The organism is Chryseobacterium sp. HNCC26DJ241, from assembly GCF_057180505.1.
The window spans coordinates 109,892-127,397 of sequence record NZ_JBXUGL010000004.1; the positions used below are offsets into that span (position 1 = coordinate 109,892).

The window sequence follows — 17,506 nt, forward strand, 5'->3', positions numbered from 1 at the left end:
TAAAACAAACTATCAAAAAAAAATCAATTCAAAATCTATCAAAACACAAAAAATTAACAAAACCTATTCAAAATCAAAACTCAAAAACAGTCAACTGAAAAAAATTCTTAACACAAAAAATCTCTAAAACAAAATGAAACAAAAAACTAACCATTAACAAATTAAAACCCCTTAAAATGAAAAAATCAACAAGGTAACAATCAACAAGTGACACAAAAATCAAAAACAATCAAGAAAAACAAAATCAAAAAATTCTAAAAACTTAAACAAAATGGAAAACAAAAACGAAATCAACAAAACCGTCAACTTGGATTTGACAACTATCGACAGTAACATCTTTGCCATATTTGGAGCTTTCTCCAGACAAGCAAGACGTGAGAAGTGGACGCAACAAGAAATTGATGCCGTCCTCGAAGAAGCCAAAAGCGGAGATTACGATCATGCGATTGCGACCATCTGTGAGTATTGTTTACCTGAAGACAACTTTAACTCAGAAAACGAAGAAGACTAATGGGAACAAGAAACTTAACCGTGGTGGTACAAAACCAAGAAGTGAAAGTTGCTCAATATGGGCAGTATGACGGATTCCCCGATTCCCTTGGAGTAAAATTATTAAAATTCTTTAGCAATCCTGAGAACACCGAAAAATTAAAAGAAATCCTTCCGAAAGTACGTCTTTGGAATGAAAAAGACCAAAAGCAACAGGACGAATTCCTAGAATCTATCGGCTGTACCAATGGAATTCTTAATTCAAGGCAGAAAGACAAATTCAAAGAAAAGTATCCCTTTCGTTACCGTGAACGCTACGGAAGATTAAGAGAAGGGCAAATCTTGGAAGTATTGTTGGAGTTCGCTCATCTTGATGAACTGGCAACCACCGATGCTTATGATTTTGCTTCTGATAGTCTGTTCTGCGAATGGGCGTATGTGATTGACTACGATAAAAATGCTTTTGAAGTGTACAAAGGTCTCAACACCTCGGGGATTTCAGAAGAAGACCGTTTCTTTTCTCTCTATGATGGAGAAAACGATTATTATCCTGTCAAAATCATTGCGTCATTTCCGTTGGATCAACTTCCCGATGAAAACGAATTTTTGCTTCAATGCTCAACTTAGTGGGCAGTAAGCAATATGCAGTAGGCTTTAAGCTATGACTTCTAATGTCTGATATCTAGTGTCTAACCTAAAATCTAAAAAACAATGAACAAAAACAAAAACCGCCTTTTGGTGCAGTGCTTTATGAAAATGCTACAGCAAAGAATCGAAAGAGACAAAGTGGAAACTCTAAGTCCTGTATTTGGCAGTATCTTAAGCAAAGAAGAACTTCAAAACATTTTGAAGTGGCTGTATTTGGATAAAGTACCTGAAACGTATGACTTGGAAACGATGGATAAACAAGATTTACTTGAAGCCATCGGAGACGATATTCATATTCTGTCGTATTCCATCGAAAAATGGAAAAAGGAATTGGAAGAGAAAATCACGCCACAGAAAGTCTATGATGTTCTTTGCCAACTTCAACTCGAAACCCATTATCTGATGACCAAAATTTTGGCGGATTGGGACGAGTACGACCACAGCAATTTCAAGGCACTTTGCCGAAAGGCGGGAACTCCCGAACCGTTATTTGCCGTATTTGAATCTTCTATACAAGAAGAAGACAAATATATTTCTGTTCCTCTTTCCAAATATTATACAACTGAATGGGAAGCAGAGTCTAAAAAATCACTTCTCATTTCGGAAGAACAGTTTGAGGAACATCAGCTCCAGATCCTAAGCCTGTAATCTTTTATCCAATTATTTTTTAAAACAAAAATGAAACAATCAATATTAGAATTTTATAATAATCTGGATAAAGCCAGAGACAGAGCTTTATGGCTGGAGTTTGAGTACAGAAATATTCCCAAACAGTTTGTGGTGTTTGACGGACCGGAGGATAATTATGCCGTTGCCGATCTGCAAACTGCCGAAGAGATGGACATAGCTCGTCATTATTACTCGCTTCCCGAAAATTACCAGCATTGGACGTTTGGCGATCTGAAAGGAATTGCAGGCGATCCCGAAATGTTAGAGCATTGGGAAAACATCCTTGGAAAGTTATCGGTAATGGAGGGCGAACTGCTCAAATTTATTTTGAAGTATCAAGTTCCTTTGGATAAAATTATCCGTCATGAACTCGGTTGCAGAGGCTTTGATGCAGACAACAGATGGATTGGCTTTAGTGAATCAGAAAAGATATGGCAGAAATAAACCGTATGGACACAGAAAACAACAAGACAACTCTAGAGGAAGTCTATGTGATTGCTCTTGCAGATAATGATGGGGAATTTGACTGGATCTACATTCATCCCAAACCCTATTATCTTACCGAAGCAGAAGCCTTGGAAATCAGAAATTCATTAATAGAAAATGAAGAATCTGTTACCGAAAGTAACTGTATTGTCAAAAAAATGTACAGGGTAAAACCAGAAAAAGAACAATAAAAATCAATCAAAAAAAATGGAAAACAAAAAAACAGTAAAACAAATCATGATTATTAATGCTGAAATGCATCAAAATTATCTTGAATCTTTTCCAGAAGAACCTATGGAATTTGTAGACTTTGTGAATTTCGGTCTTGGAACTCAATTCAATGAAGAGAAAAAAATTGAACAGATTATTCCGAATGAAAATGCCACTCAGTTTGTCATCATTTATACGATAATGATATGAACAGGCAGGATCATGGTGTATTTATCCTCACCGTTTTTATCATCGTACATAAAACCAGCGGTCTGGATATCGTTTATTTTCAACCGAAATCCTTTTATCAAAGTTATACAAAGGCTGATCAAGTAAGACGATCTCTTATCCGAAGCGGAAAGCTGTCTGAAAACAATTCCTTTGTTGAAGGAGAACGCTTCATGGTGGTTTGCGCAAATTAACACGAAAACAAAATTCAAAACAAAATCTTTAAACAAAATATCTAACAATTAAAATCCAATAGTATGAACGAAAACAAAACGGCACTCTTGAAAATATTTTCAGCGGTGCTAAAGGACAGAGTAAAATCTGAGCCTCAGTATCAATCCATCAGTACGGAAATGGTCAAACATTTTTCCCGAAAAGAATTGATTGAAATCATTACCCACAACTTCGAGGGCGAAGTTCCATCAGAATTTAACCTTGTGGAAATGGAAAATAATGAACTTTTACAGCTTATCGGAGATGACTTCAAAATCATTTCCTATGTGATGAGCAGGTGGAGTAAAGAAGTGTCACAACTTCCAACGCTTCAAGAATGGATGCATTCCAAAGTACATTCTTCTCCCGAAAAGGAAACGGAAGAAAACTTGAAATCAAAATCGGAAGAAACTGTATCAGAAAATTTGGAGCATACTCCAACAACTGAATTTGTTTCTGAAAAACAAGATTCTGCTTCTGAAAATTCCAACAAAACCAATTCGGAATCTCCGAAATCCTTGGATGTATCATCTGAAGTTAATAAATTGGAAGAGAAACAGAATTTCAATCCTGATTCTAAACCTGCTTCAGAAAAACCGCATTTCGGTAGGAAGCAGGAGGACAAGAAAACTGAAAAAAGCAAGTAACGCCTTTGGTATTCAAAGGCTGGGAATGGTTTCCGTTCCAAAAATGAACTCATGGAAATAGCCCAAGTTTTTTACTCGGGCTATTTTACTTTCTTAAGCAACACTCCCCTGCAATAGATACATTTACTTTATTTACAAAAAGTGAAAATGAACAATTTCTCTGAAAATAAAATAACAATAAAAAATAAAACTCCCCTGCTTAAAGCAAAAATGAAAACCCCGATTACATATTACGGTGGGAAACAGAATTTAGTCAAAAAACTTCTCTGATTGACGCCTCCCCATAAAATCTATGTTGAACCTTACTTTTGAGGCGGTGCACTGTTTCGGGCTAAAGAGCCTTCTGCTTCTGAAATTATCAATGACACCAACATGAATGTCGTTAATTTCTACGAAGTTTTGAAGAAAAACTACAAAGCGTTATACGAAAAAATCGAAGCCACTCTTCACAGCAGGGAAACCTATAAAAAAGCACTTTTCATTTATGAAACTCCACGGCTTTTTGCGGACAATCCTATCATAAGAGCACGAGCTTTTTACGTCTCATGCAATCAATGATTTTGCAGTCGTATAGGTAGCTTTTGATATTCGAAGGACAACAAATGCCCTACAACATTTCAGAATAAAATACAAAATTTTAAAGAAGAAATGAGTAACCGTCTTTCTTACACGCAAATTGAACAGAATCAGGCGGATAAGGTCATCCAATCGAGAGATCATGAAGATACCTTCTTTTACTGCGACCCTCCTTATATCGGGACGAACCAATGACATTACGGAGGTTATCACGAAGAAGATTTTATCAGAGACCTCACGGTATTATCACAAATCAAATGAAAATTTTTACTGAGCAATTTTCCATCTAAAATACTTGACAGGTTTGTAAAGGAACATAACCGGTATGTAAAAACCTTTGACCAACCTTTGTCAGCCTCTCACAACAGCAAAAAAGCTCTAAACAAAAGAAAAACAGAAGTTTTGGTGGCGAATTATCCGATATAAAATGTAACAATAAATCAATGTAACAGTTTAACGATGGAGTGGATATGTTAATTTTCAATCATTCAATCTCTTAATTTCTAAATCTTTTAGTTGTTTAAAACAAAAATGAAATGAACACCTCAAAACCAAAATACAACCATCAAAGAAAAAATGTCGTGATGCGTAAGATTAAACCAAGAATGAAACAGAGAGTTTTCAAAAACGAAGAAATCCCCATCCATAAAATCAGAAAAGATTACGAAAAATTTAAAATATGACCGAAACTTAAAGCATCATTACCCACCTCCAAATAATCTGAAAGTATTCTGAACTTTTGTAGGCGGTGGCGGTTCTACAATGGGATATAAGCTAGCAGGATTCCGCCACTTAGGGGGTGTGGAAATCGATAACAAAATGGCAAAAATTTACCAAACCAACCACTCCCCCGAACATTTTTATCATGAAGACATCAGAGATTTTAACCAAAGAACTGATTTACCAAAAGAACTCTACGAATTAGATATTTTGGATGGTTCTCCTCCTTGCAGTGCCTTCTCGATGTCTTGAAAACGTGAAGAATGTTGGGGAAAAGAAAAAGTATTCAAGGAAGGACAGAAAAAACAGATATTGGATGAACTCGTGTTTGTGTTCTGCGAGACCGTTGCCAAGTTCCAACCCAAAGTGGTCGTGATGGAAAATGTTCCGGGACTCGTTGCCGGAAGAGCAAAAAAATATGCGATTGAAGTTTATGACAGGCTTAGCCTGCTTTGATATCACGTGCAAGTATTCATGCTAAATTCCGCCACGATGGGAGTTCCCCAAGCTCGTGAACGCATCTTCTTTATTGCAAGAAAAGAGAGCTTGGAGCTCCCCCAATTAATTTTAAATTTCAATGAATCCCCTATATATTTCGGGAAAATTGCCGACAGAAACTCAACTTCTCATCCCCATCTTCGACCTTCTATTGTCAAAAGACGGCCGTATGTAGAGTTTGGAGACCAAAATCTGAAATTTGCGGATGCCAAATACAGAAACCTAAGCACTTACAACGCATTTTTCAGCACTTATATTTTGTACGATAACATTGTTGCTCCTACTTTAACCTCGAGTGGAACTGCTGTTTATTACAATGAAGTCCGCAATTTGAATGATACAGAATACATCCGCATGAGCAGTTTTCCGAGTGATTTTGATTTCTGTAACATATCGACCCGCTATGTCTGTGGAATGAGTGTTCCTCCATTGATGACGGCTAGAATTGCAAATGAAATAAGAAAACAACGGTTTTAATAATATGACAATCTGAAAGTTTAGCAATATGCTAAATAAAATATACTATCCAAAACATTGTTAAACTGTTACATTGGTAGATTGTTACATTGAATCCTCACTCCTCTCTTCTGCCTGCAACATTGACAATGCTTTTCACAGCTTTATAAAGATTACATACATAGAAACAATAAGATAAATACTTGCTTTTCAACAACAATAAACAAGGCGTTTGTCAAAGGTTGATACACTCCTCTGCTACACCTTAACAAGGCATTGTCAAAGTTTACATCAACTTTATTAATCCTTTAACAAATCTTATGCAATGAATGTCAAGGGATTGTTAAGGTAAATCACTTGAAAAAGCCTTTTCTATGCTTATAAATCCGTAAGGGATTAAAAAGGGGTATTACAACCTTTAATAAAACCTTGACAAATGTTTGAAGAAGTTTTGTAAAACCTATGACAAAGATTTAATCATCTATTGTCAAACGTAGAGCAAAGTAACTAAAAACAAGCATTCAATTGATTGTATTCTGTATGATAACCAAAAGTTATCGTGAGAAAAGCGAGTATTTATCCTATAAAAATAATTCTATGGAAATTTCAAAATCAGAGGCAGAAAGATTATTGGGTGTAAGTTCCACCACCTTGTACAATCGGGCAAACAAAATGAATATCAAATTCATCAATAAAGTAGACTCCAAAGGAAAGAGTAGTTACCTTGTCCAATCCGATTTGGAGAAAATGGCAGAAGCAATGGGGAAAACATTGAAAACAGAATCCGCCCCTGAAAAAGAATATCCGAAAACGGAAAGCAGAGGAGCAGAGGAGTGAGAAGCCCAAGAATTTGTACAGGAAAAATTTATGCTTCAACTCAAAATCAAGGAACAGGAAGAGGAGATCAAGTCCAACAACCAAATCATTGAATTTTATAAAGAAAACAATTCGCAACTGCTGATGAACCAACAGGAAGCTAAAAATCAAATCACTACTATGTACTGAGAAATGCTTGGAATCTCCAAAAAAGCCACCACTTACTATATTATTTCTATTGCTGTATCTGTTGTATTGCTCCTGTTTGTTGTTCTTGTCGCCACAGGAAACCTGAAATTTTAAAGCAGAGGAGTATGAGATTTTCAAAATTAAAAATGAAATCATCGCCCCGAAAAGGTAGCCATAACTACAAAACCCATACCCCGAAAAAGTAGCCGTTCCATCATTATCAATGATGAATGATTAACGATAATTGATGATTAGCAAATGATAAAAGGTGTTTCCTACAGTATTATTTCTTCTTCTTAGAGACAAACTTCAAAAAAGCACAACATCAATTAGAAAATGAGTTGTTTTAAGTTGTTATATAATTTAGATATTTATATTGTTTATAGTGTACAAGAAATGACTACCACAAACGATTTACAAAGCATAAGGTATCTAATATGGGGCGAGAGGCTACCAATTTGGGGTCAAAGGCTACTAATTTGGGGCGAAAGAGTACTGTTTTGGTACTCAACAGCTACAAAAACAGGGTGTAAGGGCTACCAATTTGGGGGTTCTACTAAAGGCTACCAATTCGGGGTAAAATCTAAAAATTATATTACAATATAACCCTGAAATACTACCGTAGCCTTTCAATGTAGCTTTTAACATACGCTACAGGCAATTTATCATTTAAAATCATCCATAATGAATACACAATTGATGGTCAAGAAATCCCATGAGCTGGTTACGGCAAGATTTTGATTTTCATTGATGGAAATTAGATTCTTCACAATGGTTGTCAGCTTGATTGATGATAAAGACGAGGATTTTAAACAGTATGAAATCCCGATTAAGAATCTGATTAGCCTATATGATATCAAGTCAAAAACCATTTATGCCGAAATGGATAAGCTATCCACCTCCATGCTCAAAAAAATAATTACCATTCCAGTAAAAGAAAATGATATTGATAAGGAACTAAAAACCACTTTGTTCGGTTCATTCAAATATGCAAAGAATGGAAGCGGAATGCTTGAAGTTCATTTTAATCCTGTGCTGAAACCATTTCTTTTGCAGTTAAAAAATAGATTTTTACTCTATGACATTAAAAATATTCTCAAATTAACTTCTTCAAATTCCATAAAAATGTACGAGCTTTTAAAATCCTATGAATGAATCTGAAAAAGAATTTTTGGAGTAGAGGAGTTAAAGCAAATCCTGTGTGTAGAAGATAAGTATGGTAAATATGCAAACTTCAAAAAAAAGATACTGCTCAAATCTCAGCAGGATCTGGAAAAATACACCGACATCCGTTTTAGCTTTGAAGAAATCTCCGAAACTTCAAGACGTGTCGAAAAAATTGCTTTTGCCATCTACAAAAATAAAAAGGTAGTTATTGAAACTCATGAGGAGGAAGAATATCCGCCAAAAAACGACAATCCCTCTGAAACTGTTTCTTGGTATGATGAAATCAAGGCTTTCGGCGTATCGAAAGCAACGATAGAATCACAGATTATCTGAAATTATGAAGAAGAGTTTATTATACAAACCCTTAAATACTGTAAAGAATATTTTAAAACTGTTGCCGTCAAACAGAAAAGCGGGTTTTTCCTCAAAGCCTTAAAAGAAGGCTACTACAAAGAAGAAATTAACGAGCAAGCCACTAAAAAAGTAAAAAAAGAACTAACCAAAGTACAGCAACAATCGGAGCAGCAGCAGACGGAACAATCGCGTTTGGAAAGAGAACAAAAACTTAAAATCTTAAGAGAGGAGTTCCTGACTCCCGAATTTACCCAGTCCGTAGTAGAGGAGCTTCAGCAGAATAATACCTTTCTGTACAAACTGGTGGAAAAAGATTACGAAAATGGAATCGTCAACAAATATTTAAACATTGCCATTGATATTAAATTGGAAAAAGAGTTTGGAGAAAGATGAAAAACAGAAAATTAAAGATTTAAAATGAAGTTTAAAAAAAAGAGCCTAAAGCTCTAATCCGAGTTCCTGGCTCAACCTGTACCCAACTTCATCAAAAGCGAAATAAGCAAGCGAAGTTTTAATATCTCCCGTAATAATTAAAGGAGTTGAAATGTTTTCTTTAGGTTCCACAGTAAGGGCATTAATTTCCTTCTGATACCTGTCAAAGAAAAGATGGGCTTGTGAAGGAGTTTTGAGATGGTCAATCATTCCGCTTTGGCAACCTTCATAACAGAGTTTTTGAAAGAAATACCTTACTTCGTGGGATTTTAAACATTCTTTAGCCACTTCTTTTTTGATGCTTTCTTCTTTTTGACTGGCAATCATTTGAAGATGGCTGATAAGTTCGTTTTCTAACATTGGGATGTGGGAAAAGAGATAAAAGAATTAGTCAAATTGACTAAATTAGTTGTATTGATTGAATTGATAAAATCAAGAGAATTTTCATTTTTTTGAAAAAAGAAAAATAAAGTCTGAAACTTCGTTTTCTCTACGATGTCTAAAAAATCGGCTTTACATTTTCTAAAAAGATGAACTTCTATCAACTGTTTTTTGCCCAAATTTTACAATTTTGAAACCATTTCTTCAATTTCTTTTTCTGAAAAACCTTGTTTTTTGGCTTGGATTTTAAAATTCTCGATAAAATCAGCGATCACCTTGTCGGAAGTTTGAGCAGGGGAGTTTCAAAGAATCGGTTTTATTAACAGTCCTTCTTTGGTTTCTTCTGCTATAAACAGATCGGTATTAAACTGGTCTCTCCATTTTTTCGGCAAAGTGACCTGACCGCTGTTGAATGATTTTAGAGTATACGATTTCATAGAATTAGTAAAAACAGATAAAACAACCATTTATACTAATCAAATCAAAAACAGATTGCAAGAGCGAAATTTTATTGCAAGTGTAATTAATTTTTTTTTAATATTTATAATTTTGAATGATAATATTTAATCATAGTGCAAGGAATAAATAGTGAATTAGAATTTGAAACCCATATCAGAAAAATAATTGCTGAGCAAATCTTAATAGATAATCCGAATTTTCACATTTTAGAAAACAAGAAAGCTGTCGATATGATAATTTGTAATGAGGATAACGATTTTCCAAGTCTATATTTTATTGAAATTAAATATCATAAAAGTAATCATGGCAGACTTGGCGTAGGTCAAGGAAAAGGCAAGGGTTTTCAACCTGAAATATTATCCAAGCGACCATTATATTTTGAAAATAATTTAAGATGGATAATCGGTTCTGAGAATAGTGAAAATTATTTTTTTATGAATAATGCGGAACTTTTAACTTTTATTAAAGATGGTATTATTGAGAAAAAATATAATAATATCCAAAAAAAGATTTTTAAAACAGCTGTAGCCCATACAAAAGAAGAGCTTATTGAAAAAATTAAAACTTGGTTGAAAATCAAATAAATTTTAAGACAATGGATTTTATTCAACTACAAATGTTTTTTTTGTTTAAACATTTTTCATAATTTGGTTATATGAAGTACTACAAATCAATAATCTTTTCAAAAACTAAATTTGAGGGATATTTTAGATATAAAGATGAATTCCAAATTTATCCGTTAAAAAGCGAATATCTGGATCGTGTAAAAAAATATAAGCATCATCCGATAGTTATTGAATTTAAAATAGAAGATTCTGAATGGGTATCACCTAAAAAAGATTTTTCTTTTGTTGGAGATATTTTTAACAAAGAGGAATATGAACTTTTAGCTACTGCAATGACTAAACTAGACCGTATAATTGATTTGATTAATCTGTTTAGTACAAATTTGTTCTTTCGATATAAAAACAATGATGGCTTTTGGATAATTCCTGCTACTTCTGACAAAACAGAAGATGATATAAGAAGCATCGAGCATTCAGACTTTCTTTATAAATTATTTTTTCTGAAAGATTTTAAAAATCAATGTATTATTGATGATTTCAGTAATGAGATTATTAAAGAATTTAATGAAGTTCCACCAGTTGATTATAATGAGTACTTTTCTAATGATCCCAATTATGACTATAATGTATTGGACACAATCAAATTTCCCCATATCATTAATTATGGTTTAGATGGGTATTTTGATTTAAATGCAGAGGAAAAAAAGATTATAGATACAAGTATAAAATATTCGAATATTTGTATGAAAAACCTTGAATCGGAAACCACTATTGGAGTTCTGTCTGCTTTTACTTCGATTGAAACTCTAATGAATTTCTACTATAAAGACTTTAAACCAGAAAACTGTAAAGAATGTGGGCAATCAAGATATTCAATTGCAAAAAGATATACTGATTTTCTTTTATACTTTGTAGGAGAAAGTGATGACCTGAAAAAGGAATACAAAAAATTATATACATTTCGATCAAAAATTGTTCATACAGGATTTTCATTTGCAACTGAAAATTTATGGCATGATATGGAGGAAGAAAAAGCTGACGATGAGACAATTAAAAAATTACAAATAATGATGGTTAATAAAAGACTTATAATTAATTATTTATCTCTTACAAAATTAGGAAAAAAAGAAAAACATCAAATAGCTTCTACAAATTCTTAAAGTTATTTTATGAAATGAAAGTTGTAATTGACTCAAATATTATCATTTCAGATTTTTGGTTGGAATCAATTCCATCCAAAATGTTACTTGAAAACTCAAAAAGTGGTCAAATTGATTTATATATTCCGAAGGTTGTTCTTGATGAAGTCTGTAATAAATTTAACGAAAGAATAAGAGCACATTCTTCTAACATTTCAAAAGAAGTCAGGTCATTTGAAAAATTATCTAAGCAAATAACTTCCATTCTTATTACAAAAGAAACGGAAGATAAAATATTCGAGGATTATAAAGTTTATCTGAACAAAACAATAACTGAAAATAACATTAAGATTTTAGAATACCCAAACACATCTCACGAGTATTTGGCAAAAAAAGCGATGCTAAAGAAAAAACCTTTTAACGAAAATGAAAAAGGTTATCGGGACAATCTTATTTGGGAAAATATTAAAAGCCTTATTTCCAATGAAGATATTGAAATCCCCGCAACTCCAGAATTAATATTTATAACAAAAAATCATAAAGACTTCATAGAAAATAATAATATCCATAGTGATCTAATTGAAGATTTAGAAAATCAATCTTTAAATTCTGAATCGGTTGAAATTATTGAAACTTTATCTGAGTTTAAAGATAAGTTCTTGAATTACTATTTCATTCATTCAGAAGCATTTAAAAATAAGTTGGTCAAAAATGAGTTTTGGGATTTTACGATTACTCCTGCTGTTCTTGAATTCCTAAAAGAAAAATTTGAAGGAAGCTATATTGATAATTATTATTCATTTGCTCCATTGTCAAATGATGATCCCACTGTAAGCTATGTAAATGAAGAATTTGAATTATCAAAATTAGAGGTTAAAAAGATTAATTCTCAAGAATATTTGGTTGACCTGACCATGAATATAGATGTTGATATAGAATATTATGTTGATAAAAGTGATTATTGGAGTACCAATGAAACAACTTTCAGTATTATTGATTTAGATTGGAATGATCATGTTATTGCTGTTTCTGATACAGTAAATATAGCCTTTGAAGTTTCATTATTGATTGATAATGAATTAAATATTGAAACTATTGAATTGCTTAAAATAAATGATGATTACGAATAAATATCTCAATGAAGAAAGAATATGAAACAAACAATACTAAATCAAAGAATTGAAAAATTCAATCAAATAAATGAATCAATAAACCGAAAGGTTTATGGTTCTGATGAATTTTTAAAATTAAGTTTGATTTTAGTTGAATTTAGGTATAATTATATTGCTCCACAATTCTTTTTAGAAAAACTCATTAAAACTGAAGAAGAATATTTTGAGACCAAAATGGCAGATATGATGTCAAAGGGAGCGATTGACCAAAATAGTATGTTCAATTCTGTCTTAGATTTAAAACTTGAAGTGAATAATTTATTAATAAACATTAAAATGTCTTTGGATAGAATTGTAAAAATACTTTCAATATTTTACAAAGGATTTGCTTCCAGTTCAACATTTGGACATATTAATGAGGATGGAAAAGCTAAAGGCTTTATGAGTTATGTCGCAAAGCATCAATCTGAAGATAAATTACTAAATTTTATTTTTGAAAATTATCATCAATGGATAAAATTGGCAGTACTTCCAAGAAATCAGATAATGCACTACGAAAATTTAATTGTCGAATTTCCAATGAATTTGGAGAATGATGAAATATCAATCTCTTATCGAACGGCCGATAATTTCAAATTCAATATCAAAGATCTAAAACACTATACTGATAATTGGTACACCCTTATAGATGAAATTTTTAAAATATTAGAAAAAAACTATGGTATAGAATAGGGAGTATGAAATGAAAATTTAAAAAATGGAAATTGATTTATTTCATTCTATTCCACATTTCGCCAATACATTGTAACATTAAATCATGTCAAAAAAATACACTGAATATTATCCCAATCAGCTTGCAATCGGAAATAAATTTGAAAAGCATCTTAAAGATATTAAAAGGTTTAAAGAGTTTTGCAGTGGAAAAGAAGTGCCTTATTATCAAGATGAGGGTAATTGGGGAACAAAATTGGATCTTGGAGATGTCTCCGAGAAAGAAGGTGTAAAACGAGCCTATCTATTGCAGGAATTTTATATTTGGAAAGAATGGAAAGACAAAGGACGAAACATTTTTCATTTTTCTCAAAATATAACCGAACTATTAAAACAAACAGATGTTCTTGATATTGATATCTCCCTTATTAAATTGCCCTATTCAAATTTTTATATTGATTTATCATCTGCAAAAATTCCTTTTGAAGAAAATAGTTCTGAAATAATTGAAGGAGCATTTATCCGAGATGATTATCACGATGGAGATGATTATGAAAGGGCAATAAATATTGATTTTGTCAGTAAAGAATACATCGAAAAATATTGGAACGTTAACAAGGACTTATGTTGGGATACTGAACGTGGATTCCATTCTATTTTGCTTTTTCTTGATAGAAAAGATAATCTAAGAACTGTTCAAGATGCGATAAATTTTGATAAGAGCGGGTTTGTAGGCAGTCCAATTTTCGATGACAGAGATGAAATTACTAAAGATGGCTTATATAGTATTCACAAACAATTTGTAGATAGAACCATTAATTTTATCATTAATTGCCTTCTATATTTAACAACAAAAGAGTTTGATGTTGATGAAAGATATCCAATTGACTTACCTATTCATTTAAAATCCAAATTAGAAAATGCTAATACAAAACGAAAAAAAGAAGTTGCACATTCTGAAATTTCACAGAATGGATTTACTAAAATTAAATATGTTGGATATAAATTAAAAACAACCAAGCCCATTAACAGTTCTGGGGGAGAAGTTGCTCCTCATTGGAGAAGAGGACATTGGCGAAATCAAAAATTTGGAGAAAATTTCAGTGATATAAAACTAATTTGGATAATGCCTACAATTGTTAATAAAGAAAAAGGAGAGCCTCAAAAAGGACATATTTATGACTTCAAATAAAATACTTTTTATACTTAATGCTACAAATAATAAAAGATATTTTCCTTCTTCCAGTGCATTTATTTCTTTTTGTGATCAAACGGATAGCATACAGAATCAATAAAGAGGAATTTGAATTAAAAAAGAAAATGCTAGATTCATCTTATAAGACTAATAGGCAGATTAGAGCCCAATTGGATGCCGTCACCCAGCAAAATGAAAATTATAAAAAAAATAAAAATAAAATCATAGACCTTCTCGAACGGGATAATTTTTACACAAGGGAGATATTCAGTCGTAATGATGAAATTCTTATTGTTTACTATAATTCAAAAGATATTTTCGACAGTATCTATTTACTCGGAGAATATGGAGACCACCCCACAAATGATTCAAGAATTAATCTAAGTTTACATAGAAATAATCTAAAAATAGAGGATTTTATTTCCAACACTAAAGATAAGGGCTATGGTAGATTTTTGATGAAATTTCTTATTGAAAAAGCTAAGAATTATAAGTTGCAAGAAATCTATGGCGACTTATCGCCAACAGATTCCTCTGATTTTATTTGGTTAATTTCGTTTTACGAATCGTTGGGTTTTACTTGCACACTATTTAACGATCCTACAAAAAAAATGGATGGAGAAATTAGGCTAAAATTATAATTAATAGTAAAATAAAATGTAATTTAAAAATATTATTGTGTTTTTATTAAACAGTAAAACACTTTAGGTTTAAAATAGAATATTAAAAATGAGTTTTCCTAAACTTATTTTTTCTTTCTATATTTGTTAGAACAATAAAAAATAAACATATAAGAATAAACAGGATCATACATTAACATATAAATATTGCATTTGCAATTCATTTTCTTATCTCAAAATACTCGAAATATTTTGTGCTTGTAGCATAAACTCAAGAAATATGATTGTGGTATGCACCCTTTGGGTGTGTGTTACTTCATTTCTTGAGTAGGTTATTCGAGTAGCCTGAGATAAGGGTGATGTTAATTACACACCTTTATTATTTTTTAGTAGTTGATGGAAATTATTATAGTAAAATTTATTTTTAATAACTATATTGTATAAAAAATCACAAATTATTAATAACACACAATGAAGCATGAAAAACTAATTAACCAAATAAAAAAATATGGGAAAATATCAGAGAATGAGGAAAAGAATATAAAAAAATATTTTACGCCTGTTGAAACAAAAAGAAATCAAGTTCTTGTTTTCAATCACTCTCCTTGTAATAAGCTATTTTTCATAAACAAAGGACTTTTAAGGGCATACTATATTAATCAAAAAGGTAAAGAAATTACTAGAATGATTGCTTGGGAAAAGCGATTTTTGACAAACATAGGAAGTTTTAAAAATCATTCAGAAAATAACGAAATTATTGAATGTATTGAGAATGGGGAGATTTTGTGTATTAATAAAGACGATTTTGATATCCTTTTAAAATCTTCTTTAAACATTAAAAGTATTTATGCTGATATATTAGAAGAATATAATAGTTTGCATATTAGGCGTTTTGAAAGTTTAAATACGGTGGATGTAAATGAAAAATTAATGCATTTAAAGAAAGATTTTCCCAATTTAATAAATCAAGTAAGTGATAATATCTTAGCTTCTTTTTTAGGAATTACACGGGAAACTTATACTCGGAATAAGAAAATAATATTATCTATTTAAATTTTCTTATCAGCTATAGTTGAACCAAAATAATTAGACATATTTAAACTTTATTAATTTATTGATTTTCAATATCATTAATTTTTGTAATATGACATTTTATTGAAATTCAACTATAGCTACAATATTAAAATATATAACAATGGTCACTTGCTCAAATTATTAGAGCAAGTGACCATTGTCTTTATGAGGTTTATGAAAATTTGTTTATAACTATTGAATATAGATAAATGAGAATTTTTTTAAATAAGACAATTTCAAATTGTGAGTATTTCATCTATTCCGTTGTTATTGTGCGTTTTTTGTAGTATTAAATGTGTTTAAGATTTATTTTTTTAATTAAAATGTGATTTGTATCACAAGTTTCAAAATATAATCGAGATTAATTTGCTTTAAATAACGATATGATAAAAAATAAAATACACAGAATAAATACTTTTAGAACGAAAACAGAAATCCTGATTAGTGGTTCTTCCGATTTTAGAGAATTGATTGTTAATCCTGAAATAAGAGGGATAGATTTTCAGGAAAAATTTTCCAAAGGAATTGATAATTCATTATCGGAATTAAAAAACAATAATGACTTTTTGGCGACAAAACTAATTAATGAATCTATATGTTTAGACATTATTTATATTTTAAGAGGAGGACTGAATTTTAATATTCATACTCTGCCATCTCAAAGAAATACAAACTGTGAAGTTAGCTTTTGTTCGAGTCAAAGAGTAGTTGAAGATGATAGAATATTTAATTCAGAAACCAATTATAATAAGTGGAATCTTCATGATAAATCTTTATTGGTTATTGGAGACATAAGTGCTACAGGCACGACATTTAATTTTGTAATAGATCTGGCTTTACAGCAGTATAAGAATGAAAAAAAACGCCCTGTAGGTGTATTGTTAATTACTGTCGGCACAAATTACACTATTGAAGTGATTGATAGTATATCAAAGAAATTTGAATCAGAGTTTGGATCTGATTTTAAAGGAATAAGTATTTTATTTTTAGAGGGGATCTTTGATCTTAATAAGGGAAATATTCCTTATAAAGAATTGAATTTGATTGAAACTGATTTTTTTATAAAGAATTATCCTCGAACAATTGAACTTGAATTTGAAAGAATGAATAATCTTTCTTCTTTTTTTGAAAGATGTGTAATCTATGATGGAGGTTCAAGAACTTTTGAGCCTAGTTTATATTTAAAAAATCTAACAAATTATTGGATGAAGTTATATGAATTATCAAGTTCTATAGATATTGACAATTTCCTACAAAATAGAACAGATTTATTTAACGAAGCGACATTCCAAGATAACGATCTGTGGAATAAATTAATGTTATCAAATAATGAACATTTGGAAAGAAACGAATTTATTATAAAAGTGAAATCAATAAATGAAGAGATTAAAGATATTGGTTTAAAAAAAATATGTGAACAAAAATTAAACAAATTAACAACTAATTAAAAT

24 protein-coding genes and 2 pseudogenes are annotated in these 17,506 nt (G+C 31.2%); 24 read left to right on the forward strand and 2 right to left on the reverse strand.

The window, feature by feature from the left end:
• Positions 1-271 precede the first annotated feature (271 nt).
• The 16 genes and pseudogenes from AC2A1C_RS04415 to AC2A1C_RS04490 all read left to right on the forward strand — a co-directional run bounded on the left by AC2A1C_RS04415 (position 272) and on the right by AC2A1C_RS04490 (position 8,759).
• Positions 272-511: a hypothetical protein gene (locus tag AC2A1C_RS04415; RefSeq protein ID WP_484023816.1), complete on the forward strand. Its 240-nt coding sequence runs from the start codon at positions 272-274 to the stop codon at positions 509-511.
• On the forward strand, positions 511-1,116 hold the full coding sequence (locus AC2A1C_RS04420) for a hypothetical protein (RefSeq protein ID WP_484023818.1): 606 nt from the start codon (positions 511-513) through the stop codon (positions 1,114-1,116). The genes AC2A1C_RS04415 and AC2A1C_RS04420 overlap by 1 nt, the downstream gene beginning before the upstream one ends.
• 84 nt (positions 1,117-1,200) lie before the next feature.
• The gene (locus tag AC2A1C_RS04425; protein ID WP_484023820.1) at positions 1,201-1,785 is read left to right on the forward strand and encodes a hypothetical protein; all 585 of its coding nucleotides are present in this window, start codon (positions 1,201-1,203) and stop codon (positions 1,783-1,785) included.
• Between the two features lie 30 nt (positions 1,786-1,815).
• Positions 1,816-2,250 carry a hypothetical protein gene (locus AC2A1C_RS04430; protein ID WP_484023822.1) on the forward strand — a complete coding sequence of 145 codons (435 nt, stop codon included), beginning with the start codon at positions 1,816-1,818 and terminating at the stop codon, positions 2,248-2,250.
• Positions 2,251-2,255: 5 nt separating this feature from the next.
• The gene (locus AC2A1C_RS04435; protein ID WP_484023824.1) at positions 2,256-2,483 is read left to right on the forward strand and encodes a hypothetical protein; all 228 of its coding nucleotides are present in this window, start codon (positions 2,256-2,258) and stop codon (positions 2,481-2,483) included.
• A gap of 16 nt (positions 2,484-2,499) precedes the next feature.
• Positions 2,500-2,712, forward strand: a complete 213-nt coding sequence (locus AC2A1C_RS04440) for a hypothetical protein (RefSeq protein WP_484023826.1) — start codon at positions 2,500-2,502, stop codon at positions 2,710-2,712.
• Between the two features lie 275 nt (positions 2,713-2,987).
• Positions 2,988-3,590, forward strand: a complete 603-nt coding sequence (locus tag AC2A1C_RS04445) for a hypothetical protein (protein ID WP_484023828.1) — start codon at positions 2,988-2,990, stop codon at positions 3,588-3,590.
• 321 nt (positions 3,591-3,911) lie between these two features.
• The gene (locus tag AC2A1C_RS04450) at positions 3,912-4,148 is read left to right on the forward strand and encodes a DNA adenine methylase (RefSeq protein WP_484023872.1); all 237 of its coding nucleotides are present in this window, start codon (positions 3,912-3,914) and stop codon (positions 4,146-4,148) included.
• A 63-nt stretch (positions 4,149-4,211) separates the two neighbouring features.
• A pseudogene (locus AC2A1C_RS04455) lies at positions 4,212-4,361 on the forward strand (DNA adenine methylase); the annotation flags it as partial.
• Positions 4,362-4,702: 341 nt separating this feature from the next.
• Positions 4,703-4,849: a hypothetical protein gene (locus tag AC2A1C_RS04460; protein ID WP_484023829.1), complete on the forward strand. Its 147-nt coding sequence runs from the start codon at positions 4,703-4,705 to the stop codon at positions 4,847-4,849.
• 67 nt (positions 4,850-4,916) lie between these two features.
• Positions 4,917-5,861: pseudogene (locus AC2A1C_RS04465) on the forward strand (DNA cytosine methyltransferase); the annotation flags it as partial.
• A gap of 519 nt (positions 5,862-6,380) precedes the next feature.
• Entirely contained in the window at positions 6,381-6,677 is a 297-nt protein-coding gene (locus tag AC2A1C_RS04470) for a hypothetical protein (protein ID WP_484023830.1), read from the forward strand.
• Between the two features lie 30 nt (positions 6,678-6,707).
• Positions 6,708-6,845, forward strand: a complete 138-nt coding sequence (locus tag AC2A1C_RS04475) for a hypothetical protein (RefSeq protein ID WP_302716191.1) — start codon at positions 6,708-6,710, stop codon at positions 6,843-6,845.
• 750 nt (positions 6,846-7,595) lie between these two features.
• A complete protein-coding gene (locus AC2A1C_RS04480; protein ID WP_484023832.1) occupies positions 7,596-8,000 on the forward strand; it encodes a replication initiation protein in 405 nt (134 codons plus the stop codon).
• 12 nt (positions 8,001-8,012) lie between these two features.
• Positions 8,013-8,345: a hypothetical protein gene (locus AC2A1C_RS04485; RefSeq protein WP_484023874.1), complete on the forward strand. Its 333-nt coding sequence runs from the start codon at positions 8,013-8,015 to the stop codon at positions 8,343-8,345.
• A gap of 213 nt (positions 8,346-8,558) precedes the next feature.
• Entirely contained in the window at positions 8,559-8,759 is a 201-nt protein-coding gene (locus AC2A1C_RS04490) for a hypothetical protein (RefSeq protein ID WP_484023834.1), read from the forward strand.
• Between the two features lie 45 nt (positions 8,760-8,804).
• Here AC2A1C_RS04490 and AC2A1C_RS04495 read toward each other — a convergent pair whose 3' ends face one another.
• Positions 8,805-9,158: a DUF7222 domain-containing protein gene (locus AC2A1C_RS04495; protein ID WP_484023836.1), complete on the reverse strand. Its 354-nt coding sequence runs from the start codon at positions 9,156-9,158 to the stop codon at positions 8,805-8,807.
• Positions 9,159-9,481: 323 nt separating this feature from the next.
• Positions 9,482-9,646 (reverse strand): AbrB/MazE/SpoVT family DNA-binding domain-containing protein, encoded by a 165-nt coding sequence (locus tag AC2A1C_RS04500; protein ID WP_484023837.1) that lies wholly within the window; start codon positions 9,644-9,646, stop codon positions 9,482-9,484.
• Between the two features lie 105 nt (positions 9,647-9,751).
• On the opposite strand from AC2A1C_RS04500, the gene AC2A1C_RS04505 reads away from it, so the two are divergent.
• From AC2A1C_RS04505 to AC2A1C_RS04540, 8 genes are all read left to right on the forward strand, one after another.
• Positions 9,752-10,222, forward strand: coding sequence for a hypothetical protein (locus AC2A1C_RS04505; RefSeq protein ID WP_484023839.1), 471 nt, complete (start codon positions 9,752-9,754; stop codon positions 10,220-10,222).
• Positions 10,223-10,293: 71 nt separating this feature from the next.
• Complete coding sequence (locus AC2A1C_RS04510) at positions 10,294-11,364, forward strand: hypothetical protein (protein WP_484023841.1); 1,071 nt, start codon at positions 10,294-10,296, stop codon at positions 11,362-11,364.
• A gap of 14 nt (positions 11,365-11,378) precedes the next feature.
• Positions 11,379-12,473: a PIN domain-containing protein gene (locus tag AC2A1C_RS04515; RefSeq protein ID WP_484023842.1), complete on the forward strand. Its 1,095-nt coding sequence runs from the start codon at positions 11,379-11,381 to the stop codon at positions 12,471-12,473.
• A gap of 21 nt (positions 12,474-12,494) precedes the next feature.
• Positions 12,495-13,187, forward strand: a complete 693-nt coding sequence (locus tag AC2A1C_RS04520) for a hypothetical protein (RefSeq protein ID WP_484023844.1) — start codon at positions 12,495-12,497, stop codon at positions 13,185-13,187.
• 85 nt (positions 13,188-13,272) lie between these two features.
• Positions 13,273-14,358 (forward strand): AcrVA2 family anti-CRISPR protein, encoded by a 1,086-nt coding sequence (locus AC2A1C_RS04525; protein ID WP_484023845.1) that lies wholly within the window; start codon positions 13,273-13,275, stop codon positions 14,356-14,358.
• A gap of 17 nt (positions 14,359-14,375) precedes the next feature.
• The gene (locus AC2A1C_RS04530) at positions 14,376-15,002 is read left to right on the forward strand and encodes a hypothetical protein (protein WP_484023847.1); all 627 of its coding nucleotides are present in this window, start codon (positions 14,376-14,378) and stop codon (positions 15,000-15,002) included.
• A gap of 450 nt (positions 15,003-15,452) precedes the next feature.
• On the forward strand, positions 15,453-16,034 hold the full coding sequence (locus AC2A1C_RS04535) for a Crp/Fnr family transcriptional regulator (protein WP_484023848.1): 582 nt from the start codon (positions 15,453-15,455) through the stop codon (positions 16,032-16,034).
• Positions 16,035-16,438: 404 nt separating this feature from the next.
• Positions 16,439-17,503, forward strand: a complete 1,065-nt coding sequence (locus AC2A1C_RS04540; RefSeq protein ID WP_484023850.1) for a hypothetical protein — start codon at positions 16,439-16,441, stop codon at positions 17,501-17,503.
• Positions 17,504-17,506 lie beyond the last annotated feature (3 nt).

Coding starts and splice junctions, on each gene's coding strand:
- AC2A1C_RS04415 (WP_484023816.1), top strand. CDS start 272: ATGGAAAACAAAAACGAAATCAACAAAACCGTCAACTTGGATTTGACA.
- AC2A1C_RS04420 (WP_484023818.1), top strand. CDS start 511: ATGGGAACAAGAAACTTAACCGTGGTGGTACAAAACCAAGAAGTGAAA.
- AC2A1C_RS04425 (WP_484023820.1), top strand. CDS start 1,201: ATGAACAAAAACAAAAACCGCCTTTTGGTGCAGTGCTTTATGAAAATG.
- AC2A1C_RS04430 (WP_484023822.1), top strand. CDS start 1,816: ATGAAACAATCAATATTAGAATTTTATAATAATCTGGATAAAGCCAGA.
- AC2A1C_RS04435 (WP_484023824.1), top strand. CDS start 2,256: ATGGACACAGAAAACAACAAGACAACTCTAGAGGAAGTCTATGTGATT.
- AC2A1C_RS04440 (WP_484023826.1), top strand. CDS start 2,500: ATGGAAAACAAAAAAACAGTAAAACAAATCATGATTATTAATGCTGAA.
- AC2A1C_RS04445 (WP_484023828.1), top strand. CDS start 2,988: ATGAACGAAAACAAAACGGCACTCTTGAAAATATTTTCAGCGGTGCTA.
- AC2A1C_RS04460 (WP_484023829.1), top strand. CDS start 4,703: ATGAACACCTCAAAACCAAAATACAACCATCAAAGAAAAAATGTCGTG.
- AC2A1C_RS04470 (WP_484023830.1), top strand. CDS start 6,381: ATGATAACCAAAAGTTATCGTGAGAAAAGCGAGTATTTATCCTATAAA.
- AC2A1C_RS04475 (WP_302716191.1), top strand. CDS start 6,708: ATGCTTCAACTCAAAATCAAGGAACAGGAAGAGGAGATCAAGTCCAAC.
- AC2A1C_RS04480 (WP_484023832.1), top strand. CDS start 7,596: ATGGAAATTAGATTCTTCACAATGGTTGTCAGCTTGATTGATGATAAA.
- AC2A1C_RS04495 (WP_484023836.1), bottom strand. CDS start 9,158: ATGTTAGAAAACGAACTTATCAGCCATCTTCAAATGATTGCCAGTCAA.
- AC2A1C_RS04500 (WP_484023837.1), bottom strand. CDS start 9,646: ATGGTTGTTTTATCTGTTTTTACTAATTCTATGAAATCGTATACTCTA.
- AC2A1C_RS04510 (WP_484023841.1), top strand. CDS start 10,294: ATGAAGTACTACAAATCAATAATCTTTTCAAAAACTAAATTTGAGGGA.
- AC2A1C_RS04515 (WP_484023842.1), top strand. CDS start 11,379: ATGAAAGTTGTAATTGACTCAAATATTATCATTTCAGATTTTTGGTTG.
- AC2A1C_RS04520 (WP_484023844.1), top strand. CDS start 12,495: ATGAAACAAACAATACTAAATCAAAGAATTGAAAAATTCAATCAAATA.
- AC2A1C_RS04525 (WP_484023845.1), top strand. CDS start 13,273: ATGTCAAAAAAATACACTGAATATTATCCCAATCAGCTTGCAATCGGA.
- AC2A1C_RS04530 (WP_484023847.1), top strand. CDS start 14,376: ATGCTACAAATAATAAAAGATATTTTCCTTCTTCCAGTGCATTTATTT.
- AC2A1C_RS04535 (WP_484023848.1), top strand. CDS start 15,453: ATGAAGCATGAAAAACTAATTAACCAAATAAAAAAATATGGGAAAATA.
- AC2A1C_RS04540 (WP_484023850.1), top strand. CDS start 16,439: ATGATAAAAAATAAAATACACAGAATAAATACTTTTAGAACGAAAACA.